The sequence below is a fragment of the Streptomyces sp. HUAS MG56 genome, from assembly GCF_058673395.1.
This window is the reverse complement of record NZ_CM178722.1, coordinates 7,796,507-7,816,399: the sequence shown is the minus strand read 5'-3', so window position 1 is coordinate 7,816,399 and position 19,893 is coordinate 7,796,507. Positions and strand designations below refer to the sequence as shown.

Here is a 19,893-nt window from a genome sequence, read left to right as displayed (position 1 = left end):
ATGGCCATGTACACACTTGAAACGCTGCTCGAGGGCGGACACTTCGCAGCCGACCCCGAAGCCGGGACCCGCATCGCCTTCATCCACCGCAGTTTCCGTTCCGTCGGGCTGAGCCGCGGGCTGGAGGAGTCCTTCTTCAAGGCTCACTTTCCCGCGCTCGGTCTGCTCAACCTCGCCCAGGCGGTCCGCACGGCGGCCGCCGAGGGGCGCATCCCCCCGGTCGAGGTCCGATACTTCGACGAAGACGCCCACCCGCACGAGGTGGCCTTCCGCGAAGCGATCAGCGACTGGCTGGACGGCAGTGCACGGCCGGTCATCGCGGCCAGTTCCTACACCGGGACGATCGACCGCCTGGAGGACTTCCTGGGCTCCTTCGCAGCCGACCGCTATCTGGTCATGGTGGGAGGCGCCCACGCGTCGGTCGCGCCCGATATCGACAACGTCCACATGACGGTGCGCGGCGAGGGCGCGCCGGCCCTCCTCCACGTCCTGTCGACCTTCGGCACGCCCTCGTTCGGACAGGGCGCAGGGACGCGGGGGCTGCACTATCGCACCGAGGACCGGCAGGTCGTCTCACCACCGTGCTTCGACCGTTCACTGCAGGAGGCGGAGGGCCCGGCATTCGCCTACGACCTACTGCCGCCGCAGGTCGTCGAGTCGCCGGTCTACGCCACCAACTTCACCCGCATGCTCGGCGACCGGCCCCAGCTGTACATCTGCACCCAGAGCTGCCGGGGGCGCTGCACCTTCTGCTCCACCTACCTGATCCACGGGCGCACGGTGGCCCGGCCCCTGCGGCTGATCCGGAACGACCTTGAGGACATGGTGCGCACCACGGGCTGTGACAGCGTCGAATTCCATGACGACGATCTCACCCAGCACCCTGAGTTCGACGAACTCGTCGAGGTCATGGGTGAGCTGGGACTTCCCTGGTTCTGCTATCTGCGGGTGGACGGGATGAGCGCCGAGCGGGCCCGCAGGATGGCTGCGGCCGGCTGCCGCAGGGCGTTCGTGGGACTGGAGTCCATGGACCAGGCGGTCCTCGACTACTACAACAAGCAGGTGACGGTGGAGCAGAACCGCTCGGCGATCGCCGCACTCGCCGAGGCAGGCATCAACTGCGTCACCGGCTTCATCATCGGCGCACCCCAGCACACGGTGGAGAAGGTCGTGCACGAGATGGAGGAGTTCCTCAACCTGCCGCTCTACGCGATGAGCTGCACCATCCTCTCTCCGGACCCGGCGACGGTGGAGTTCGTGCGGGCGAAGAAGGCGGGCCACTACGGGGACGAGGTGGTCCGCCGAGGCCGGATGCTGCGGCTGGTACCGAATGTCGAGAAGTACGGGCTGGCCTCACCGGTGGGTCTGCCCACCGTCTGCGAGGGCATCGGCAAGGCCGATCTCAACCGGCTGCAGGCCGTGGTGGATGCCCGCTTCTACTTCCGTGAGCACGTTTGGCAGGCACTGACCGCCGGCCGGACCGCAGAACAGGTCCAGGTGGTGAGCGACTACTACCGTCATCTGCTGCGGCGGCTCGACGACCCGGCGATCGACCTGGGCCGCGAAGACATCACCGCTCTGGTGAGGGACGCCCGCCAGGCAAGCACCGGCTTCTCCCTCTTCGCGACCGCCGCCTGACGGCTCCTTCCCGACCCGAGGATTCCGTACGCCATGATTTCCACCGCCGTATCGTCTCCACCCGCCCACGGCAACGTCCTTCGCGTGCGCGAGGTCACACGAAGCTTCCCCGCGCGCACCGGCCAGGTGCAGGCACTGGACGGGGTCTCCTTCGATGTCCGCCCCGGCGAGCTGGTGGGCCTGCTCGGTCTCAACGGTGCCGGAAAGACAACCCTGTTGAAGATCGTCTCCACCCTGCTGCTGCCGACCAGCGGCACCGTCGAGGTCTGCGGCCACGACGTCGCCCGCCACCCGCGCGCGGCGCAGCAGCGACTGTCCGTGGTGCTGGGCGGCGACCGCGGCCTGTATCTGCGCCTGTCCGCCCACGACAACCTGCGCTTCTTCGCCATGCTCACGGGGGTCCGCGGCCGAGATCTGGCGCGGCGTTCGGTGCAGGCCCTGGAGTCGGTCGGTCTCGCCGAGGCCGCCGGCCGGCCGGTGGAGACGTACTCCAAGGGCATGCGTCAGCGGCTGCACCTGGCCATCGGCATGGTGACCCGTCCCGACCTGCTCCTGCTCGACGAACCCACCGTCGGCTTGGATCCGGCGGAAGCACAGAACATCCGCGCTGCGGTGGCTCGAATGCGCAGCGAAGGTACGGCGATCGTCCTGACCAGCCATTACCTCAACGACATCGAGCAACTCGCAGAGCGCGTCGTGGTCCTGCACCGGGGCCGTGTCCTGCATGATCTGCCGTTGCCCCGGCTCCTGGAACGGGCGACGAGCGCGGCCGTGATCACCCTGAACGGGCGGGGCCACGCACCGGCCGTGCCACCGCACGGCCTCGCCGACCAGGCGTGGGTCGAGAAGGTCGAACCCACGGCCTCGGGATGGACGATGGTCCTGCACGTGCGTAGCTGGACCCCCGACTCGCTGCGCACGCTCGCCGACGCCTGGCCCGAGGGACAGCTCCTGGACGTCCGGGTCACCCCCTCCAGCCTGCAGCAGGTCTTCAACGAACTCGCCGACGGCACACGGGTGAGCGCATGACCGGTGTCCGGGTCGCGTGGAACTCCTTCCTGCTACAGCTGCGCGGAACCTCCTGGCTGTCGATCCTCATCGCCGCCGCCGTCCAGCCCGCCGCATATGTGAGTATCACGCTCGCAGCCGACCGCCCCGGCGGGGTCGCACCCCAGGCCGTGGTGCTCGGCAGCGGCCTGCTCGCCGTCTGGACGATCACGCTGTGGCAGGCGGGGATGGTGCTGCGCCGGGAGCTCTGGTCGGGCACCCTGCCCTCGATCTGCTCCCGTCCTGGCGGTCTCGGCCCCGTGCTGGTCGGCAAGTCGGTGGCATCGGTGGCACTGTCGGCGAGCATGACGGCGATCTCGATCGTGGCGACCTCGGCCCTCGAGGGGCACCCGCTCGCGGTCGAGCGACCCGCGCTCTTCGCCGCCGCGCTGGCGGCCGCACTGGTCAGTACTCTGCCTCTCGGCCTGCTGGTCTCCTGCCTGTTTCTGCTCACCCGGTCGGCGATCAGGATCGCCGAGACCCTGGTCTATCCGGTCGTCCTCATGGGCGGCCTGCTCGTGCCGCTCAGCATGCTGCCCCCTGTGCTGCGCCCGCCGGCCGACGCGCTGAGCCTGCACTGGGCCTACGTGCTGCTGGCGGGTGCGATGACCGGACCAGTGGACGGGGCGGCCTGGGCAGGCCTTCTGACGACGGGCCTCTGCTACACCGTCGCGGCACGGCTGGCCTTCATCCGCGTTCTGCACCGCGCCCGCAGGGAGGGCACCCTTGAAATCTTCTGACCTTCCGGTGCTCGCGAGCGCATTCGCCCGCACAGCTCGGCTCGGCCTGCGCGAGTACCTGGTGGAGTATCCACCCGGAGTGCTTCTCGCCGCCGTTCTGCCGCGGACCATCCTGCAGGTCCTCTTCCTCACCGCACTCGGCCGGGCGGTGGGCGGCCCGGCCGGTGCGTCGGCCGCCGGCGTCGGCGCGTCGGCTTTCGCGATGGTCACCGCCACTGTCAACAAAGCGCCCGACGTGCTCATCAACGAGCAGGTGCAGGGCACGCTGTACCGGCTTCGGATGACAGCTCTCCCGCTGCCGGGCCTGGTAGCCGCGCGCTGGGCGGTGTACGCGGCGGAAGCGCTGACAGCGGTACTGGTGGCAGCCCCGGTCGCCGCTCTCGTGGCCGGAGACGGACGGATGCTGCGCACGCTGCCCGCAGCCCTGCCCCTGTACACGCTGATGGTCCTCAGTAGCAGCGCATTCGGTTTCACCATCGCCGTCCTGGCCATGAACGGCCGGGCCGACGTCTTCCTGACCAATCTGGCCACCTACCTCGTCCTCGCGCTCAGCGGGGTGCTCTCGCCGGTGCCCGGCGGCGGGATGCGAGCCGTGGTCGGCGCCGCGCTACCGCTGTCGCACGGCATCGCCGCGCTGCGTGCACTGAACTCCGGGCACGGTCCGGTGCTCGCCACCGCGTCCGGCGAAGCCCTGGTCGGCGCCCTGTGGTGCGTGCTCGCCATGGTGGGCCTGCGATTCCAGGACAGCCGATCGAGGCGGACCGGCAGGGACTTTCTGCTCTGAGTTCCCCCACCGCCGAACGACGACGAGAACAAGTGGAGTTCTACGTGACGATCACGGACACCGACCGCACTGCACCCTCGCCCGAACTAGCCCGGTGGGTCGGCGACGCCGAGAGATTTCTGGCGTGCTTCTGGCGTCGGCAACCAGGCGTTTTCCACCCGGCAGCACCGCTCGTCCCGCCCCTGACGCTCGGCTCCGTGGACACGATGCTCCAGGAGGGCCTGCTGCGCACGCCCTACCTGGAGATGACGCGCCCGGACCGGATGATTCCCGAGGATGACTACTGCACCTCACGTACCGTCAACCAGACGGCGCACAACGGCTTCGCGGACGCCACAAAGGTGCGAGAGCTGCTGTCTGAGGGGGCGACGCTACTCCTGCGATGCGTCGACCAGTGGCACAGCGCGACCGCCGAACTGGCCGACCGGTTCGGCCGGGAACTCGGCCGCAAGACAGAGGCGTTCTTCTTCGTCACCCCTCCTGGCCGGCAGGGGCTGCGCGTCCACCGTGACGACGCTGACGTGTTCGTGCTCCAGGTCAACGGCAGCAAGGACTGGCAGATCCACCCCGGACCCGCCGACGGGAACTGGCACCCAGGCCCGGTCTCGGACCCGGGTCCGGTGCTGCTGACCACGCCCCTGCAGACCGGTGAAGTGCTGTACATCCCAAGAGGGTTCGCACACTGCGCCACCGGGTCTCGCGGTCTGTCCGCCCATCTGTCGTTCACCGTCCGGGAGATCGGCGGATCGCATCTGCACAAGGAGTTGCTGCGCCTGATCTCCGCGAGACACCGGCCACTACCGCGTCCGCTCGACGACGCAGATCTGATCGATCAAGCCCGTGTTCTCATCGGCCGTCTGACCGGCGAGTTGCAACAGACCACCGCAGAAGGCCTGGTCGCATCTGCCCGTGACAGCCTGCGAAAGGAGAGCGCCGCACACCCAGACCCTGGCCTGATGACAATGGCCAGGCACCTGGCTGCGAAAGAGAGCTGATCCCTCCCGGCAGGCAGCCCGCAGTGGCGCCGCCAATGCCCGGACCTCTCGCCGCAGAACCTCTCGCTCGGATCCCGGCTTCGGAGCAGAGGCACCTTGTGGCCACACCGAACGGTGTGACCAGGACGCGAGAGGCCGCAGCCCACGACCGGCGGTGTCGCTGCGAAGGAGGCGATCGGGGCCCGCAAGCCCCGACAAGGTCCGGCGGCAGATCAGAAAGGTGGCCGTGATCACTGTGAGCGGCAAGTCCGGCTGCCGCCCCGCATCGTGACCACGGCCTGACCTCTGGGCCCGTCCTTCACACCCGGCGCTGACATGAACACTCGGCACCCGCCTCCCCATCCCGCCGCCGGTCCCCGGAGTCCTCGCCTCAGGCGCCGGGTGCCGTCAGGTGCAGCACCAGCAGCACAGCGGCCGTGGTGCCGCCGGAGACCGACAAGCGCCACCCCGTCGGTGCGTAGAGGACTTCGGCGGTGTGCAGGCGCAGCCGCAGGGGAGTCGTCGAACCGGCCGGCGACTCCCCAAGCCGCCCTGCGGCAGCCGGCGGGAAGACAGTGAAGTCGTAGCCGCCTCGCAGCGGAAGGAGCAAGGCTTCACCGTCCACGTTCAGCTCACTGCTGTCCTGCCAGGACGGAGCCGCCGCGTAGTCGGCACGTACCAGGCGGCCCAACGCGGCCTGAAGCCGGTCGGCCAGCACAGTGGCCTCGGGACCTGCTGACAATACGTTCCACCAGCGTCCGGACAGGAGTTCCAGGCGGGCGGCCGCCACATCGGCGAGTCCCGTCAGCAGGGCCACGGGTTCGTGTTCTGGCCACACCATGGCAGGGCTGCGATCGCGATGAATGGAGACGGACAACGCGATTTCCCTGACGAAACCGTCGAGTTCCGAGTCCAGCGCCGCCGCGTCTGGATCGCTGTTCATTCTGCCCCTCCGCCCGTGCTGCCCCCGCGTCGCCACCCACATGCACGGCAGGCCGAATCGCCCGTCGAGGCCGGGAACTACAGCGTGTCGACGCGAAGATCCGTAGACCTCCAGTGTCGTGTGCGGCGCTCCTCGCGGACCAGTCACGGATTCGCGGCACCGAAGTCTGGACGGTGCGGCAGAACCGTCAGAGCCCGGCGGCCTGCTCGTCTTCCCCACCAGGTGCGCAGTCGGCGTTCATCAAGCCGGCGTTGGCCGCCAGCACGCCTGCCTGGAACCGGCTTTCGGCTCCCAGTGTCTCCAAGATGTCAGCGATGTGCCGCCGCGTGGTGCGCAGGGAGATCCCGAGGCGCCGGGCGATTGACTCGTCCTTCAGACCGGACCCCAACAGGCGCAGGATGGTTTGGTCCAAGTCCTTGGCGACCTGCTCCAAACCGTCCTGCCCGGCATCGGCGAAAGGCGTGGCGTGGGTCCAGGTCTGCTCGAAGACCTCGCACAGGTAGGCGACTATGGACGGTTCACGGATCACCACAGCTCCCCACGTCCCGCGATGGTCGGGGATAAAAGCCACCTCCCGGTCGAAGACGATGATGCGACCGAACAGTTCATGCGCAGTGCGGTACTCGGCACCACGTGCGCCGACGGCAGCGACGTACGCCTGGCTGGGGCCGTTGAATCGCGCGGTGTGGTGATAGAGCGTGCGTATACGGACACCACGGTCAAGCATGGCTATGTCGCGACTCAGGGCCTCCTGCATGGCCTCCGGTACGCGGGTGCCGCCCGGCTGACTGCTCAGCATCTCCTTCTGGCATTCCGCGGAGGCACGGTTGAGTGCCGCTCGCACCTCCTCCATGCTGGGTATGGTCTCTACGGCGGAGAGCGCCTCATGGTCACAGCGACGCAAGAAGCGGTCACGGAGGACGCCGAACCCCTGCTCCAAGCGCTCCAACTGATCCTGCTGATAGCGGATGGAATCCCAAAGCGGCCTGGCTAGCGCGGCCTTGGCCGCATCCGGGTCCACCGCCCTGGCTCCCGACGGAGTAGTCCCGTCGGGAATGACCAGACGCATTGAGGTCAGATTCGCCAGGGCAGCGGACACTGCGCCGACCGGGAGGCCCAGGTGCTCCGCGGCACGTTCCACGTCCGCACTCCGCTGCTCCAACACCCACCCATACAAGGCGGTTTCATGCACTCCGAGTTGTCCGGACGGCACATTGCCAGAGGAATCGCACACTATGTCCCCCCTTGGGTCCGGCTCGCCTTCATGCCAGGCAACTTGGTGAGGCGTGTCCCGTATGGCCATGTTCCCGCCGAGCCGACAGGCTGAAGCCATTCAGTCACGTTCCGGGGATTCGCTCTGCGGGGATCCGGGCCGCTCACGCCACCTAAGGAAGCTTAACAATGGTTCTGCGCCGCTTCGTTCTCGCCGCCCTCACCTGCGCCATGATGGCCCTCGCCTCGGCCACGGCTCCTGCTCCCGCCGCAACACACCAGGTCGTTGCGAGCGGCGGCTCGACAACGGAGGGAGACAGCTCCTGGGGAGGCTCGTGCACGACATGCCGCATGACCCTGGTTTCCTAAGCTGGACGTGGCAGTGGGTGATGAGGCAGGGGGCCCTCCACCTTGATCGTGGACACCTCGACACTGGATCTTGAGTCCAAGGGGAGGAGTCCCAGGTGGGGGCCTACAAGTACTCGGCGGAGTTCCGGGCCGACGCGGTGGCGTTGGCCCGTTCGTCGGGCCGGCCTGTCTCACGCGTTGCCGCCGAGCTCGGCGTGAATCACGAGACGCTGTGACAGTGGATCAAGACGGCGGAGAAGGCCGAGCGGCCCGAAGCGGTTGCGGTATCGGCAAAGGACACGGAGATCGCGGCCTTGCGCAAGCAGGTGCGCGAGCTGGAGATGGAACGTGACATCCTGCGCCGGGCGGCCAAGTATTTTGCGGGCGAGACGAACTGGTGAGCCGCTTCGAGTTCGTTGCCGACCACCGCGGCGCCTTCGGCGTGAAGCGGCTGTGCACCGTGTTGAGCCTGTCGAGGTCCGGGTTCTACCGGTGGCTGAAGACCGCGCCGACCCGCGCCGCGAAGGAGGCCGCGGACGCCGCACTCACCCGACGGATACGCAAGGTCCACGCAGAGTCCGGGAGGACGTACGGGGCCAAGCGGATCACCGCCGAGCTCCGTGCGAACGGCTCGATCGTGAACCGCAAGCGCGTCGAGCGGCTCATGCGCCAACACGCGATCCAGGGAAGGAGGTTGAAGCGGCAGCACCGCACCACCCTTCCGGACCCCGCCGCCCAGGCCGTGCCCGATCTGCTGCGGCGCAACTTCACCGCCTCCGTCCCCAACCGGGCCTGGGTCGGTGACATCACCTATCTGCCCATCGCCGGCGGGAAATTCCTGTATCTGGCCACTGTGATCGACGTGTTCTCCCGTCGCCTGCTGGGCTGGTCGATAGCCGACCACATGCGGGCCGAGCTCGTCACCGACGCGCTCAACGCGGCCGTCCGCATTCGCAGCGGCCAGGTGAACGGCGTCATTTTTCACAGCGATCACGGGGCTCAGTACGGGTCGAAGGCATTCGCCGACGCCTGCCGCCAGGCCGGGATCCGGCGGTCCATGGGAGCGGTCGGCACCTCTGCGGACAGCCGCCGCGGAGTCGTTCTTCGCCTCGCTGAAGCGGGAGATCCTGCCCGGTCGGCGCGGCTGGCCGACCGAACGGGCCGCGCGGCTCGCGGTCTTCCGCCGGCTCAGCTGCTACAACCACCGGCGCCGGCACTCCACGATCGGCTACCTCGCGCCGGTCGTCTTCGAACAGAGATCAACTACGCTGGCCATCGCTGCATGACAACCGGTGTCCACGAACAAGGTGGAAGCCCCGTCTCACTCACGCCCTGCACGGTCTCACATCTGGCCATTTCCTACGCGCCTGGGTCCGAGCCCCGTACACGGCGTCCCCGGTTGTGAGGACTGCGCGAAGATCCTCCACCTGCGCAGACGGGAGGGCCGGGCGGGCGACCCCGTGGGTCGTCCGCCCGGCCCTCCGCTGTGCGTGGCCGCCGGCCGCTACCGGGCCTCGTCCTGGTGGGACAGCTCCAGGTCGAAGTCGGTCACACCGCTGCCGTCCAGGCGTACGGACGTGGCGACCGGGGCGTAGCCGCTGGCGACGACGGTGTACTCGCCGCCGTCCAGGTCGGTGAACCCGTAGGCCCCGTCGGTGCCGGTGACCGCGGTGCCGACCACGTTCCCGGCCGAGTCCAGCAGGGTGACCTTGGCGTCGTCGAGCGGCGTTCCGGCGGGGGTGCTGACGACGCCGCCCAGCCGGGCGCTCGCCTCCAGGCGGATCTCGTGGACCTCCCCGGCGCCCGCGGTGACCTCGACGGGAAGCGCGGCCGGGCGGTGTCCGGGCGCGTTCACGACCAGCGTGTAGCTGCCGGGGACCAGTTCGGCGAGCGTGAAGGAGCCGTCCTCGGCCGTGGTCCCGGAGGACACGACCTCGCCGCGTACGTCGGTGGCGACCAGCAGTGCCGAGGGCACCGGGCGGGCGTCGACGGCGTCGCGGACGACCCCGGACAGGGCGACCGTGCCGCTGAGCGCGAGGTCGCAGACGACCGGCTCGTCGCCGACGAGCACGGTGACGGCCTGCGGCTGGCGGGAACCGGCGGCGGCGATCAGCACATACGTGCCGGGGCCGGTGACGGACACCGCGTAGCCGCCGTCGGGACCGGTGACGGCACGGCCGAGCTGCCGTCCGTCGACGTCGATCACGGTGATCACGGCCTGCGCCACCGGCGCGTTGGCGCCGTCGAGCACACGGCCGCGGACGGCGTACGACGGGCCGCCCGGCACGGGCGCGAACCGGTCGGCGGGCGACGCGGCGGCGGTCTCGTCGGCGACGGGCTCGGCGGCGACCGGCGCGGCGGTCTGCTCGACAGCCTGCTCGACGGCCGGCGCACCGTTCTCCTCGGCGGCCTGCGCCTCCAGTCCGGAGACCTTGCGCAGCGGGACCTCCTTGGTCCACACGGCGACCAGGAAGCCCAGGACCATCACACCGGCGGCGATGAGGAACACGAGCTGCATCGAGCTGGTGAAGCCGACCTTGAACGGCTCGGCCAGGCGCGGGTCGAGCCGCTGGATGAACGAGGAGTCGTTCAGCACGCCCGAACCGCTGCTGCCGCTCGCCGCGGGGTGCTTGAGCATGTCCAGCACGGGAGCGTTGGCCGGGTTGGCGCGGACGGCCGGGTCGTGCAGCGCGGCCTGGAACGCGGGCGTCCGCGCGGCGGACCGGAAGGCGGAGCCGATCTTGTCGCCGACGGTGCTGAACAGCACGGAGAGGAAGATCGCGGTACCGGCGGTGCCGCCCATCTGCCGGAAGAAGGTGGCCGACGCGGTCGCCACGCCCATGTCCTTGGGCTCGACGGCGTTCTGCACGGCCAGGGTCAGGATCTGCATGCAGCCGGCGAGACCGATGCCGAACAGCGCCATGTAGGCCATGGTCTCGGGCAGGGCAGTGTTCCACTCCACCCGGTAGTGGAACAGCAGCAGCGCGGCGATGATCAGCAGGGTGCCGATCACGGGGAAGATCTTGTACTTGCCGGTCTGCTGGATGATGCGGCCGACCACGATGGTGCCGGCGATCATGCCGACCATCAGCGGCAGCATCAGCAGGCCGGACTTGGTGGGGCTGACCCCCTTCACGATCTGGAGGTAGAGCGGGACCATCATCATGCCGCCGAACATGCCCATGCCGACGAGCACGGACAGCAGGCTCATCTTGCTGAACACGGCACTGCGGAACAGCCGCATCGGGATCAGGGCCTCCTCGCCCATCGCCCGTTCGACCAGGACCCACACGATCAGGCCGACCGCGCCGACGCCGTAGCAGACGAGGGACTTGGTGGAGCCCCAGCCCCAGTCCTGGCCCTGCTCGGCGACGAGCAGCAGCGGTACGACACCGATGGCGATGGTGAGCGCGCCCCACCAGTCGATGCGGTGCTCGCGGCGGGTGTGCGGGAGGTTCAGCACCTTGGCGACGACGAACAGCGCGATGATGCCGACCGGCACGTTGACCAGGAATACCCAGCGCCAGCCCGTGATGGCGAGGATGCTGCCGCGGCCCGCGAGGAATCCGCCGATCAGCGGGCCGAGCACACTGGAGGAGCCGAACACCGCGAGCATGTAGCCCTGGTAGCGGGCCCGCTCGCGGGGCGGGACGATGTCACCGATGATCGCCAGCGCCAGCGCCATCAGGCCGCCCGCGCCGATGCCCTGGAAGGCCCGGAAGGCCGCCAGCTCCGTCATCGAGGTGGCGAACGAACAGGCCGCCGAGCCGACGATGAAGATCGAGATGGCCGCGAGGAAGAACGGTTTGCGGCCGTAGATGTCGGACAGCTTGCCGTACAGCGGCGTGCTGATGGTGGAGGTGATCAGATACGCGGTCGTGACCCACGCCTGCGAGCTGAGCCCGTGCAGATCGTCGGCGATCGTGCGGATCGAGGTGCTGACGATGGTCTGGTCGAGCGCCGCGAGGAACATCCCCAGCATCAGGCCGCTGAGGATCGTCATGATCTGCCGGTGCGTCATTCTGCCGGCCGGTGGTGGTGACGCGGATATCTCTGCGGTTCCCCCGCGGGCCGGGGACGCTGACATGGTCATGCGTACGAATCTCCTTGCCTCGCCTCGCCCCCCGGGCTCTTCCCGGCTCCGAGGCTCGTGTTCCTGTGGTCCGCCGGGTCGCCGTGGGGGCGCTGCACCGATCCCCGATCGACGTGCGAGCGCTCGGCTCACTCACGGCCTTCCGACGGCCCGTGCCGATCATCACTCACGTACCGTTGCTTGCGGCTACCAACTGAGTGTAGATCCTGGCCGGGCCAGGCTCTATCACATAGGTCCGATCACCCGTATGTGCGATCAACGACCGTCCGGTCATCGGATGTCCGCGCGTCAGGGCATGGCCAGCCATCCGATCACGCCGACCACGCCGAAGAGGGCGAAACCGATGCCGCATGCCCGCATCAGCCCTCTCAGCAGCCGGCCGGCCCCGGGGGACCACAACGCCGCGCCGATCCGCCCGCCCAGCCGGGGCATCGCGGTGGAGAACGCGCCGCACAGCAGGGTCAGGCCGCCGACGCCTGCCACCACGGCGACACAGATCCCGGCCAGCCGCCCGGCCGTCGGGGCAACTCCGACAAGGTAGCAATGGCCGCTCGCGTCCCGCTGGACCGGAAGGACCGTCTCCCCCTTGAACGACTCGCCGATGGAGGCGTACGGGTCCGTGACCCGATGATCGTCGGAGCGGAAGACGCCGTAGCAGTCGGTGTGCCGCTGCTTGCCGGTGCCGGAGGTCTCGCAGTATTCGATCCGCAGCAGCCCCGGCGTGCCGGACATCCGCGTGGAGTACTTCATACCGTCGGCGAGACCCACGGCGCCGCCGATGCCGAGGCCGCTGAACAGCACCCCGGCGAACACGCCGAACAGCACCATCCCGATCCGGCCCAGCCTGGTCCTCGGCTCGCTCCGGGTCCCCGCCCGGGCTCTTCCCGCCCTCACCGGTGTCACGTCTCCCCCGCCTGCCCGATGCCGATCCGGCCGGTCATGATGCCACCGGCCCTGTGGTCCCCCACGCACCACCCCGGCCCACCACACCGGACCCCCACAGTTCCTGCGGCGCTCTGCACACGTGCCGCGGGCGATGCGGGCGGGCGGGGGCGCCGAGCCGGCCCTGTGCGGCCTCGGACTACAGGTCGTCCGGGGTGCCGAGGCCGGTCAGGGCGCCCACCGGGTCGAGGTCCGGGGTGCCGCGGGGCCACCAGTCGTCGCGGCCGGGCTCGGACTCGTAGGCGTACCACAGGCCGTCGCGGCCGAGGCGGAGCTGGGCGTGGCCCTGCGGGTGGGTGAGGCGGTTGCGCCAGGGGCGGAACGCCGGGAGGTCGGCGGCGAGCAGCAGCGGGCGGGCCCGGTCGAAGCGGCCGGCCGGCGGATCCCACGGCTCCTCCAGGGCGGCCAGCCCGGCGGACGCGCCCTGCCGCCAGGCGGCGACGGCCCGCGCGAGGTCGGACGGGGTGCGGCCGACGGCCGTGGCGAGCGTGGCGTACAGCGTGCGGGTGGCGGCGGTGAGGCCGGAGCCCGGGCGGGCGGCGGCGAGGCGCACCGCGTCCTGCCACAGGGTCAGCTCCCCCACCGGGTCGCGGCCGGTGTCGAGCAGCGCGTGCGCGCGGGCGGCGGCGTCGGTCGCGAGCTGGTCCAGGGCGAAGGGGTCCGGGCCGCCGGGGGCCGCGGGATAGACCGGTGGCTGCCCGGAATGCGGCGGCACCGGCAACGGCGGGGGCAGCGGCGGCAGTCGGCGGGGCGCGAGGGCGTCGGTGGCGCGCACGCCGGGCAGGGAGTCGGCCTGCCGCTCCTGGGCGGCGCGGGCGGCGCGGGCCGCGCTGCGCCGGGACAGCGCGTCGAGCAGGTCCTTCTCGCCCCGGCCGCGCAGCAGGAGCAGCACGAACGGGTCGGCGTCGAGGAGCCGGGCCGTCTGGTAGCAGAGCGCGGCGGCGTGCTTGCAGGGGTGGCCGGAGTCGGGACAGCTGCACTGCGGGGCGAGGTCGCCGGGCCCGGGCAGCAGCGGCACACCGCAGTCGGCGAGGGACTGGGGCAGCTCCTTGTCGAGCAGCGCGGCGATGTGCCCGGGCCGGTCGGCGGCCGCGTCCAGGAAGCGCTCCCAGTCCTGGTCCTCCAGCGTGCGGAGCCGCACCTGCACGCGGTACGGCCGCGGCCGGCTCCCGCGTACGTACGCCAGCACGAGCCCCGGTGTCACGGTGATCGCGTCGACGTGCCCCTGGTCGGCATAACCCCGCCCCCGCGCCAGCCGCTTGGCGTCCAGCGCCCCCTGCTCCAGCGCGTCGGCCCACGCGTTGCCCCACCAGGTCCCGGCGAACCGCACACCCTCCTCGGCCGCCGCGCGCACCGCGAACGCCGGGAACGTGCGCCGCAGTTCGGTGTCCCGGTGGGGGGTGGCCATGGTGGCGGGCAGGTACGGGTGCGCGGGGGCAGCATCGGGGGGTGACTGGTGGGAATCGTCGGCCGTGGGCACGGGGGCGGTCGGCGAGCGGTCCGGGCGGGACTCGGCGGTGGGCGTGGAGGCAGTGGACGGTGGCTCCGGGTGGGCGGGGTGTCCGGCGTCGGCGCTGGGGTCCGAGGGACGGGGCTCCTCGTCCGGGGTGTCGGACCAGGTCGGCATCCGGAAGGCGTTGGCCAGGTAGTGCCGCATGTCCTGGGTGGCCTTGATCCGGGTCGCCGGGGAATCCGGTCCGGGCCCGGACGCGGCGCGGGACGCCGACGCGACGGAGCGGCCGGGCGCGGGCGCCCCGCGTCGGGTACGGGGCTGCGCCGTCCGCCCGCCCCGCGCGGCACGTCGTTCCGCCGCCTCCGCGTCCGCCTCGGCCCGGACTGCCTCCCGCCGGGCGGCTCGCAGCGCTTCCCTGGCGATGTCGCCGGGCCGAGCTCCGGCGGGGGTGACGGGACGGGCTCGGGACACGGGGTTCTCGTCCCGGACCGAAGTAGTGGCGTCGGCCGGAGCCGTGGCCGGGCGAGGTGCGGCCGCATCCTCCGGCCACAACTCACCGCCGTCCTGCCCCACCGGTGCCTCCGTGACGCCGGCGGAGTCCTCCGCCGCCGTCGCGGACTGTGGCGCCCGCCCTGCCTGCGACCGTTGCCGTGCCTCCTTGAGCACGCGGTGGGCCAGGCCGGCAGGAGTCTCCTCGTCCCCCTCCCGTACCTGCTCGCACCCGGCCCCGGCCCCCTGCCGAGCCGGCCCCGGCTCACGAACGGCCGCGCCGGCGGGGGGCGGCTCCTCCCCGTCCCGTGCCTGCCCGCGCTCGGCGTCGGCCCGTTGCCGGGCTGCCCGCAGGGCCTGGCGGGCCGCGTCGGCGGGGCGGGGGGCGGGGGAGGTGGTGGGGTCCTCCGGGGGGAGGCTCATGGGGTCCTCCGGAGGGAGACGAGGTCGGACAGTTCGCGGTCGGTCAGCTCGGTCAGGGCCGCCTCGCCGGAGCCCAGGACGGCGTCGGCGAGGGCACGCTTGGCGCTGAGCATCTCGGCGATGCGGTCCTCGACCGTGCCCTCGGTGACCAGGCGGTGGACCTGGACGGGCTGGGTCTGGCCGATCCGGTAGGCGCGGTCGGTGGCCTGCTCCTCCACCGCCGGGTTCCACCAGCGGTCGAAGTGGACGACATGGCCCGCGCGGGTGAGGTTCAGGCCGGTGCCCGCCGCCTTCAGGGACAGCACCAGGACCGGGGTCTCGCCGGCTTGGAAGCGGTCGACCATGCGCTCGCGTTCCGGGACCGGGGTGCCGCCGTGCAGCAGGTCCACCGGGATCGCGCGGGCGGACAGGTGCGCGGTGATGAGGCGGGCCATGCCGACGTACTGGGTGAAGAGCAGCGCCGAGCCGTCCTCGGCGAGCAGGGTGTCCAACAGCTCGTCCAGCAGGGCGAGTTTGCCGGAGCGGTGCGCCAGGCGACCCCCGCCTGCCTCCTCTTTCAGGTAGAGCGCGGGGTGGTCGCAGATCTGCTTCAGGGCGCCCAGCAGCTTCAGGACCAGGCCTCTGCGGGCGATGCCCTCGGCGGTCTCGATGGCGAGCAGCGACTCGCGCACCACCGCCTCGTAGAGCGCGGCCTGCTCGCGGGTGAGGGGCACCGGGTGGTCCGTCTCGGTCTTGGGCGGCAGCTCGGGGACGATGCCCGGGTCGGACTTCTTGCGGCGCAGCAGGAAGGGGCGGACCAGACGGGCGAGGCGGTCCACGGCCTCCTGGTCCTCGCCGTTCTCCACCGCGCGGGCGTGGCGGGCGCGGAAGGACTTCAGGGGGCCGAGGAGGCCGGGGGTGGTCCAGTCGAGCAGGGCCCACAGTTCGGAGAGGTTGTTCTCCACCGGGGTGCCGGTGAGGGCCACGCGTGCGGGGGCCGGGATCGTGCGCAGCGCCTTGGCCGTGGCCGAGTAGGGGTTCTTCACGTGCTGGGCCTCGTCGGCGACGACCATGCCCCAGGGGTGGTCGGCGAGTTGCTCGGCCGCCGAGCGCATCGTGCCGTACGTGGTGAGGAGGAAGCCGCCCGTCAGGCCGTCCAGGGTGCGGTCCTGGCCGTGGAAGCGGCGGACGGGCACGCCGGGGGCGAACCGGGTGATCTCCCGCTGCCAGTTGCCGAGCAGGGAGGCCGGGCAGACGACGAGGGTCGGCTCGGTGCGGGCCCGCTTCAGGTGCAGGGCGATGAGGGTGACGGTCTTGCCGAGGCCCATGTCGTCGGCGAGGCAGCCGCCGAGGCCGAGGGAGGTCATGAGGTCGAGCCAGGCCAGGCCGCGCAGTTGGTAGTCGCGGAGGGTGGCGGCGAGCCCCGGAGGGGGGTCGGCGGGGTGGAGGCCCGCCGTGAGACGGTCGCGGAGGGCCGCCAGGGCGCCGGTCGGCACGGCTTCGACGGTCTCGCCGTCGACCTCGGCGGTTCCGGTGAGCGCCACGGACAGGGCGTCGACCGGGTCGAGCAGGCCCAGTTCGCGCTTGCGGGCCTTGCGGACCAGTGCCGGGTCGACCAGGACCCAGCGGTCGCGCAGGCGCACGACGGGGCGGTGGGCCTCGGCGAGGGCGTCCATCTCGGCCTCGCTGAGCGGGTCGCCGCCGAGCGCCAGCTGCCAGCGGAACCGGAGGAGGTCCTCGCTCTCGAAGAAGCCGGTGCCGTCGGTCGCCGAGCCGGGTGCCGGGCGGACCTCGGCGGCGGCCGTGAGGTCGCGGGCGAGGTCGCGGGGCCAGTGCACGGCGACGCCGGCGGCGGCCAGCCGGGAGGCGGCGACGCCCAGCAGCTCGCCCAGTTCCTCCTCGGACAGGGCGAGCACGTCGGGCACGTCCTGCTCGGCGAACCGGTCCAGGGGCGCCCACACGCGGGCCGCGCGCCGCAGCGCGAGGGCGGCGTCCACGCGCGCGCGGGGGCCGAAGGCCGCGTCGGCCTCCCCCGCCCACAGGGCCGCCGCGTCGGCCACCAGGGTGGGGTCGGCGAGGCTGTGGACCTGCACGATCGCCGCTCCGGCGGCCCGCGCGCCGGTACTGGCGCCGGCGTCGAAGACGTCGTACGCGGACAGGTCCAGGCGCAGCGAGATCCGTACCCCCGCGTCCATGCCGGCGGCGACCTCGGCCGCCCAGGCGTGAGCGTGGGGCAGGGCCACGGGTTCGCGGGCGGCGAAGGGCCGGCCGGCGGTGTGCGGGGCGGCCGGGGTGCGCGGCAGGGTGTCGGCGACCGCGTCCAGGAAGGAGCGGACGAGGGCCTCGGGCTCGGGCAGCCGCAGCGGGCCGGTGCCGGTGAGCGGCACGGCGTGGCCCTCCGGGGGCAGGGCCGCGGCCACCGCGCGCAGATGGGCGATGTCGTCGGGCTCCAGCGGGCCGGCCCGCCAGGCGTCGTGGCCGCCGGCGGTCAGGCCCGGCAGCAGCCGGCCGCGGGCGACCAGCCGCAGCGCGTGCAGCGCGGCGGCGCCCCAGCAGGCCGTCGCCGGGTGGGCGGCCGGGTCCCGGCGGGCCCGTACCAGCAGCGGCAGGGCCTCGGCGAGCGGGAGGGTCAGCGCGGGGACCTGCCGGCGGCGCACACCGGCACCGTGCCGTCGTACGACGGTGAGCTCCTCGACGTCGCCCGGGCCGGGCAGGGGGTCGCCGTCGGGGTCCCAGAAGGCGATGCGGCCCTGGCGCGGCAGGGGCGCGGGCAGATAGACCGACGCCAGGCGCACCGGGACCAGGTCCTCGGCCCGCCCGGAACCGTCCGTGCGTCCCGCCTCCACAGCCGTACCCGTGCCCGTGCTCATATGTCCTGCCACCTCCCGCCCGCGTACCGGATCAGACGTCGTCGGACGTCATCGGACGTCGTCGGACGCCTTCGACTCTACGGGCGGGCTCTGACAACGGGCCCCGGACACCGGTCGGCACCGGCCGGGGCCCGGCGCTACGGCACCGTGCGCGAGACGACGTACACCACCGGGTTCTTCGGGTCGTACATGTTCACGACCACGTCCTGGGTGGGGGCCGGGTTCTTCTGCGCGTGGGTGAGGCCCCACCAGGGGCCGGTGCCGGTGAAGCGCCAGCCGCTGACCTTCTGGTCGCGGGCACCGATGGCGATGTCGCCCTTCCTCAGCTCGGCCCGGCGCGTGCCCATGGACTCCAGGAAGGCGTCGAGGCCGGCGTCGTTGGTGCGGAACTGCACATAGAGGCGGCTGGTCTTCCAGTTGTTCGTCTCGTAGGAGGCGGGGGAGTCGGCCGGGTGCGGAGCCGTCACCTGGTAGAGGCGGCTCTGCACCCTCGACGGCAGGCCGGGGGTGAGGCCGGTCGCCGCGTACTTCGCCTCCTTGTCCTTGCCGCTGTTGCGGCTCTGGTTGGCGGAGATCACCAGATAGCCGGCCGGGATGCCGATCAGCAGGCCGATGATGAGCAGGGTGAGTGCGCGCCGTCTGGCCTTGTGCCCGGGGTTCTCGGCGGGGCGGCGCGGCTCGTCCGGCGGGGCCGCCTGTCGGGGCAGTGCCGCGGTCATGCGGTGTCCCGGTCGCGACGGGCCTGGGTATAGCGCTCGTACCGCTCGTAGCGCTCCACGCGGCGGCGCTTGGCGCGGCGGAACCGGCGGGCGACGAGCCGGGCGAGGTCGGCTGCTCCGACCATGCCGGCCTCGGGGCCGAGCTGGGCGCGGGTGATGCGGGCCTCGGGGCGGTAGCCGCGGCCGGTGAGGTGGCGCTTGAAGGCGTCCCGGGCCGGGCCGATGAGCAGGTCGTCGGCGGCCGAGACACCGCCGCCGATCACGAAGCAGGAGGGGTCGAGGGCGGCGGCGAGGTTGGCGATGCCGACGCCGAGCCACTGGCCGATGTCCTGGAGCAGCTCGATGCACATCGCGTCGCCCTCGCGGGCCAGCTCGGTGATCAGCGGGCCGGTGATGTCGCCGATGTTGCCCTTGACGCGCTCGATGATCCCGTACGCCACCGGGGAGTCGGCGGCGGCCAGCTCCCGGGCCTCGCGGACGAGGGCGTTGCCGGAGCTGTACTGCTCCCAGCAGCCGCGGTTGCCGCACGGGCAGCGGTGGCCGCCGGGCACGACCTGCATATGGCCGAACTCGCCCGCGACGCCGAACTTGCCCCGCTTGACCTGGCCGTCCTCCAGGATGGCGCCGCCGATGCCGGTGCCGAGCGTGATCATGACGAGGTGGTCCTCGCCGCGCCCGGCGCCGAAGCGCCACTCCGCCCAGGCGGCGGTGTTGGCGTCGTTGTCGACCAGGACCGGCACGGAGAGCCGGCCGCTCAGGCGGTCGCGCAGGGGCTCGTTGCGCCAGGACAGGTGCGGGGCGAACAGGACGCGGTTGCGGTCGGCGTCGACCCAGCCGGCGGCGCCGATGCCGACCGCGTGCACGTCGTGCCGGTCGGACAGGTCCAGGACCAGTTCGACGATGGTGTCCTCGACGACCTTGGGGCTCTTGGACTTGTCCGGGGTCTCCGTGCGGAGCTTCTCCAGGATGTTGCCGTCGGCGTCCACGACGCCCGCCATGACCTTGGTGCCGCCGATGTCGATGCCGACCGTGGGAACCCGGGGTGCGGTCAGGTGGGAGCGGCGTTCCCTGGTGCCCACGGTGCGCAGGACGGGGGCTCGGCGGGAGCCGATGGGAGCGGTGAGGTCGCGATAGGTGCTCATCGTTCGTCGATTCTGCCTCACCGCAGGTATGGGTGCTGTACGGGAAGGGGGCGGGGGGGGTGGCCGGGCGCGGGTGCGTCGTGGCTCGGTGCGCCCG

Annotated in this window: 13 protein-coding genes and 1 pseudogene; 6 read left to right on the top strand and 8 right to left on the bottom strand. The window is 71.6% G+C overall.

From position 1 onward, the window contains the following. Nucleotides 1-6: 6 nt before the first annotated feature. The 5 genes from AC4OXY_RS36535 (at nucleotide 7) to AC4OXY_RS36515 (ending at nucleotide 5,204) form a co-directional block, all read left to right on the top strand. Complete coding sequence (locus AC4OXY_RS36535; RefSeq protein ID WP_491991731.1) at nucleotides 7-1,638, top strand: B12-binding domain-containing radical SAM protein; 1,632 nt, start codon at nucleotides 7-9, stop codon at nucleotides 1,636-1,638. 84 nt (nucleotides 1,639-1,722) lie between these two features. Further along, on the top strand, nucleotides 1,723-2,667 hold the full coding sequence (locus AC4OXY_RS36530; RefSeq protein ID WP_356025280.1) for an ABC transporter ATP-binding protein: 945 nt from the start codon (nucleotides 1,723-1,725) through the stop codon (nucleotides 2,665-2,667). Beyond that, a complete protein-coding gene (locus AC4OXY_RS36525) occupies nucleotides 2,664-3,425 on the top strand; it encodes a hypothetical protein (protein ID WP_376294294.1) in 762 nt (253 codons plus the stop codon). Before AC4OXY_RS36530 ends, AC4OXY_RS36525 begins: the two co-directional genes overlap by 4 nt. Next, entirely contained in the window at nucleotides 3,412-4,209 is a 798-nt protein-coding gene (locus AC4OXY_RS36520; protein ID WP_356025276.1) for an ABC transporter permease, read from the top strand. Before AC4OXY_RS36525 ends, AC4OXY_RS36520 begins: the two co-directional genes overlap by 14 nt. Before the next feature lie 44 nt (nucleotides 4,210-4,253). Beyond that, nucleotides 4,254-5,204 (top strand): JmjC domain-containing protein, encoded by a 951-nt coding sequence (locus tag AC4OXY_RS36515; protein WP_491991730.1) that lies wholly within the window; start codon nucleotides 4,254-4,256, stop codon nucleotides 5,202-5,204. 370 nt (nucleotides 5,205-5,574) lie between these two features. Here the strand turns inward: AC4OXY_RS36515 and AC4OXY_RS36510 are convergent, their stop codons facing one another. Next, nucleotides 5,575-6,126 (bottom strand): hypothetical protein, encoded by a 552-nt coding sequence (locus AC4OXY_RS36510; RefSeq protein ID WP_356025272.1) that lies wholly within the window; start codon nucleotides 6,124-6,126, stop codon nucleotides 5,575-5,577. Nucleotides 6,127-6,313: 187 nt separating this feature from the next. Next, a complete protein-coding gene (locus AC4OXY_RS36505) occupies nucleotides 6,314-7,267 on the bottom strand; it encodes a helix-turn-helix transcriptional regulator (protein ID WP_376294288.1) in 954 nt (317 codons plus the stop codon). 535 nt (nucleotides 7,268-7,802) lie between these two features. Here AC4OXY_RS36505 and AC4OXY_RS36500 point away from each other — a divergent pair. Beyond that, nucleotides 7,803-8,972 (top strand): annotated as a pseudogene (locus AC4OXY_RS36500) (IS3 family transposase). Nucleotides 8,973-9,190: 218 nt separating this feature from the next. On the opposite strand, the gene AC4OXY_RS36495 reads toward AC4OXY_RS36500, so the two are convergent. From AC4OXY_RS36495 to AC4OXY_RS36470, 6 genes are all read right to left on the bottom strand, one after another. Next, nucleotides 9,191-11,773 carry an MFS transporter gene (locus AC4OXY_RS36495; protein WP_491994692.1) on the bottom strand — a complete coding sequence of 861 codons (2,583 nt, stop codon included), beginning with the start codon at nucleotides 11,771-11,773 and terminating at the stop codon, nucleotides 9,191-9,193. Nucleotides 11,774-12,067: 294 nt separating this feature from the next. Further along, nucleotides 12,068-12,673 carry a hypothetical protein gene (locus AC4OXY_RS36490; protein ID WP_362820754.1) on the bottom strand — a complete coding sequence of 202 codons (606 nt, stop codon included), beginning with the start codon at nucleotides 12,671-12,673 and terminating at the stop codon, nucleotides 12,068-12,070. Between the two features lie 187 nt (nucleotides 12,674-12,860). Continuing rightward, nucleotides 12,861-15,086, bottom strand: a complete 2,226-nt coding sequence (locus AC4OXY_RS36485; protein WP_491991729.1) for an SWIM zinc finger family protein — start codon at nucleotides 15,084-15,086, stop codon at nucleotides 12,861-12,863. After that, complete coding sequence (locus AC4OXY_RS36480; RefSeq protein ID WP_491991728.1) at nucleotides 15,083-17,935, bottom strand: SCO1167/SCO6262 family helicase; 2,853 nt, start codon at nucleotides 17,933-17,935, stop codon at nucleotides 15,083-15,085. Before AC4OXY_RS36480 ends, AC4OXY_RS36485 begins: the two co-directional genes overlap by 4 nt. A gap of 137 nt (nucleotides 17,936-18,072) precedes the next feature. Beyond that, the gene (locus tag AC4OXY_RS36475) at nucleotides 18,073-18,654 is read right to left on the bottom strand and encodes a sugar kinase (RefSeq protein ID WP_356025260.1); all 582 of its coding nucleotides are present in this window, start codon (nucleotides 18,652-18,654) and stop codon (nucleotides 18,073-18,075) included. Beyond that, nucleotides 18,651-19,796: an ROK family glucokinase gene (locus AC4OXY_RS36470; RefSeq protein WP_356025258.1), complete on the bottom strand. Its 1,146-nt coding sequence runs from the start codon at nucleotides 19,794-19,796 to the stop codon at nucleotides 18,651-18,653. The genes AC4OXY_RS36475 and AC4OXY_RS36470 overlap by 4 nt, the downstream gene beginning before the upstream one ends. Between the last annotated feature and the right edge of the window lie 97 nt (nucleotides 19,797-19,893).